The 3,500-nt window shown below is 69.4% G+C and carries 6 protein-coding genes; 2 read left to right on the forward strand and 4 right to left on the reverse strand.

Translation table 11 applies throughout. The annotated features are described in order from the left end of the window. Positions 1-842 (forward strand): MobA/MobL family protein (locus tag HJG45_RS28130; protein WP_171617277.1); only part of this gene is annotated, 842 nt, incomplete at its 5' end. Here the strand turns inward: HJG45_RS28130 and HJG45_RS29655 are convergent. The 4 genes from HJG45_RS29655 to HJG45_RS28150 all read right to left on the reverse strand — a co-directional run bounded on the left by HJG45_RS29655 (position 839) and on the right by HJG45_RS28150 (position 2,924). Then, a complete protein-coding gene (locus HJG45_RS29655) occupies positions 839-1,096 on the reverse strand; it encodes a DUF6894 family protein (RefSeq protein WP_408902044.1) in 258 nt (85 codons plus the stop codon). The genes HJG45_RS28130 and HJG45_RS29655 overlap by 4 nt on opposite strands. Before the next feature lie 84 nt (positions 1,097-1,180). Beyond that, positions 1,181-1,780: a helix-turn-helix domain-containing protein gene (locus HJG45_RS28140; RefSeq protein ID WP_171617281.1), complete on the reverse strand. Its 600-nt coding sequence runs from the start codon at positions 1,778-1,780 to the stop codon at positions 1,181-1,183. 296 nt (positions 1,781-2,076) lie between these two features. Next, complete coding sequence (locus tag HJG45_RS28145) at positions 2,077-2,622, reverse strand: hypothetical protein (RefSeq protein ID WP_171617283.1); 546 nt, start codon at positions 2,620-2,622, stop codon at positions 2,077-2,079. Next, a complete protein-coding gene (locus tag HJG45_RS28150) occupies positions 2,619-2,924 on the reverse strand; it encodes a mobilization protein (protein WP_171617285.1) in 306 nt (101 codons plus the stop codon). The genes HJG45_RS28145 and HJG45_RS28150 overlap by 4 nt, the downstream gene beginning before the upstream one ends. Positions 2,925-3,096: 172 nt before the next feature. Here HJG45_RS28150 and HJG45_RS28155 point away from each other — a divergent pair. Next, positions 3,097-3,500: MobA/MobL family protein (locus HJG45_RS28155; RefSeq protein WP_171617287.1), on the forward strand; the 404-nt coding region annotated here is incomplete at its 3' end.

Raw genomic sequence — 3,500 nt, forward strand, 5'->3', positions numbered from 1 at the left:
ACGAGCTGGGGCGGGAAGCGCGCCACCACCTCGCCCGGGCCTTCGCCGAGGAGGTGGTGGCGCGCTTCGGGGTCGTGGCGGACGTGGCGGTGCACGAGCCCGGCCGGGAGGGGGACCAGCGGAACTGGCACGCGCACGTCCTGACCACGACGCGCGAGGTCTCGGCCGGGGGGATGGGAGCCAAGACCCGCGCCCTCGACGTGAAGCAAACCTCAGGGCCTGCGATCGAGCAACTGCGGGAACTATGGGGGCACCAGGTTAACCAAGCCCTGGAACGGGCGAAGGTGGCTGAGCGGGTGGACCACCGGAGCTTCGCCCGGCGCGGGGTGGAGCAGGAGGCCGAGCAGCACCTGGGGGTGGCGGCGACGGCGATGGAGCGGCGGGCGGGCCGGGAGCACGCCGCGGCCGTGGAGCGGGATCCGTCGGTGCAGCCGACTGCGCCGGAGCCGGCGACGCGGATCGGGCAGCACAACGCCGAGGTGCGAGAGCGGAACCGGGTGCTGGAGGCGGCCCGGAAGGCGCTGGAGGTGGCGCGGGAGGCGGCGGCGGGCCTGGAGCGGCAGGTGGCGGCCGGGGTGCGCTGGGTGAACCGCCTGGCCCGTGGGGTGGGGGCGCAACTCGCGGCCGATCGACGGACGAAGGCGCTGGAGGCCGAGCGCGAGAAGCAGTCGTTGGAACTCATCCACCGGCTGCACAGGGAGCATCAGCAAGCCAAGCAGGCCCGCGAGAAGGAGGCCCAGGAAGCGCGTCGGCCATCGATCTGGCGTCCGCACCGGCCGCCTACGCCCGAGCCAGAGGGACCCCAGCCGCGTCCAAGCCGGGGGCCCAGCCTAGGGTTCTAGCTTACCTCTTGCAGCGGCTGTTTCAGCCATCGCCCGACCTGGGACAGGCTCGTCGTGAAGATTACCTGCCCCCCTCCGTTTCGCACGTCGCAGGTGAGGTCGCGTCGGTTCCCACCGAGCCGTCTATTCCGAGCGATCTCAGGCAGAACGCTGGTGGCTTCCCGGCTCGCGGCTTCCCCATCAAGGAGCTCGGTGCCCTCTTCGTCGGTACTTTGTGTCTCTCCATCATCGATGTCGAAGAAGAAGCGCGGCATCTGCTGTTCCAGACCTGTGGCAGGTGAGCGCTGCCACAAATTGCCCGGAGTGGCTGTACGGTAGGTTACGCCGAGCGCCTTTTTCTAAGCCGTCTTGCCACCTTCCATGAGGGTCAGGGTGGGAGCCTTGGCATCCTTCGCGTCGGCCTTGCGGATATCGAGGCTGCCGTTCCAGGCGACGTGCGGGTTGACGAAGTAGACCACCATGCCGGGCCCGCGCACGCCTTCGATGCGGCGGCGTTCGCGCCGCACGACGCCCATGCGGGCGAGGGTGCCCATGACGTGGCTTACATGCACAGGGGAGCAGCCGATCTCCTCGGCGAGCTGGTCGCGGGTGAGCATGACCTCGCCGGTGTCCTGGCGCAGGTTGAGTAGCACCAGGTCGAAGGCGTGTCGGACGTGGTTGGGGCGATCGTCGGCCGGCAGCGCGCGGATGGCGTCCCAGATGGCCTTGGTCTGCGCGCGGCTGAGCATGACAAACCCTCCGGGCCAGAGCCCTTCTTCGGTGTCGGGGCGGGCGTGCTTGTGCAGCCCGTGTGTGGCTTTGGAGATCGCGAGCCGGATGCTGCCCGGCAACTGGCTCAGCATGTCCTCGGGCAGTAGTCGGAGCTGCTCGGCGAGGTCGGAGGCGACCTCCCGCTGGACCCGCTGAGGCTGCGTCCGCAGTCGAACCACCTGAGCCATCCCTGTCCCCTCGTGCCCCTGTGGGCAAACCGCTTTTAGTTGCCGTACACCGGCATCTATGGTTGCCGGATTCCGGCAACTAATCAACTCGAATTTCCCGAGGATTTCCGGGTATTTTTGGCTGTTTCGGCGATCCCTAAGAATCAGAGAAGAGAATCTTCTCTCCTGTAGGTCCTCTCTTCATCGGTGGAAAACCGCCCTGGAAGCGCTGATCCGGGTAAGGGCAGCGCGGGTGGAACGGGCGGATTTGCTTGGGAGAGAGGCGAAGGTGGCAGCGTGGCGCTGGTCCTCGTCGGTTAGGGCAAAAACCAGCCGTACTGGCTGCGGTCGGGGGCCGCGCTGGGGAGGCAGAGTCGGCGGCCATCTCGAGTGGCGACGGACCAGCCAGGGTTCGAACAGGTGGCGATCTGGGTGAGGCTGCCGGCGCTCTCGAGGGCGCGGGCAGTCCGGCCGCCGGGGGAGTTGGCCCAGTGCACGGCGGCCTGTTCGTCACGGGCTTCGGCATAGCCCGCCGTTCTGCCGGCATCCCAGCCGGAGGAACGGCCGAGGAGGTAGCCGCCGCCGATGCCTCCTAAGAGCCCCAGGACGACCCCTAGGGCGGTCCAGGAGGCGACGGGCCACCGGGCGGCCCTGGACGCCTCCAGGGCGGTCTGAGCGGCTTTCTGGGCTTGTCCTGCGGCGTCCAGGGCACGGGCGCCGGCTTGCTGCTGGTCGGCCAGGAGGGTGCGCTGGGTGGCCTCGACCTGGGCGAGGACTCCCCCAACGCGATCCATGCTGCCGGAGAGTTCGCGGAAGGCCCGGACCCCCTCCTCCTCGGGGGAGAGATCGGCGGCCTCGCTCATGCCGGGTCGGTGTCCGGGGCGGCTGGTGGGACCGCGCCGTCGGGGCGAGGAGCTTCCCAACCCTCGAAGGCGGCGAGGTCCTGGGGGCGACCGATGCGGCCGACGAGAGTGGTGACGACGCGGGAGAAGCGCTCGTCCTTCTCGGCAGCATCGAGGAGGAGGCCGCCGAGGATGATCTTGCGGCGGGTGTCGAGCTTGCGGGAAGCCTCGGAGAGCCGGGCTTGCAGGGCGGCGAGACGCGCCTTGGCCTGATCCGCTTTCTGGCGGGCCTTGGCGATCTGGTCGGGTGTCGGAAGTGCCATTATGTCCCCGGTTGCCCTGCTACCTTGGCGTTCCTGATCCTAACGCTTTTAGAGGAGACCAAGCCAGCCAACCCTTGCCGACAAAGGAGGCAAGGGCGCACTTTAGCATTACTGCGTAATGCGTGCGGCAGGGGCTTCGCCCCTTGCAACCCGTAAGGGCGACCGGAGAGGGATGGCAAGCTTCCACCTGAGCGTGAAGACGGTGAGCCGCGCGACCGGTCGCAGCGGGCCGGGCGCCGCTGCCTATCGCACGGCGTCGCGGATCGTATGCGAGCGGGACGGCACGGTACACGACTACACCCGGCGCGGCGGGGTGGACGCGGCGTTCGTAGTGGCGCCGGCCGGGGCGGAGTGGGCGCAGGACCGGGCCGCGCTGTGGAACGCGGCGGAGGCGGCGGAGAAGCGCAAGGACGCCAAGGTGGCGCGGGAATACGAGCTGGCCCTGCCGCACGAGCTGGGGCGGGAAGCGCGCCACCACCTCGCCCGGGCCTTCGCCGAGGAGGTGGTGGCGCGCTTCGGGGTCGTGGCGGACGTGGCGGTGCACGAGCCCGGCCGGGAGGGGGACCAGCGGAACTG

It is taken from the genome of Roseicella sp. DB1501 (assembly GCF_013112485.1).
GTDB lineage: Bacteria > Pseudomonadota > Alphaproteobacteria > Acetobacterales > Acetobacteraceae > Paracraurococcus.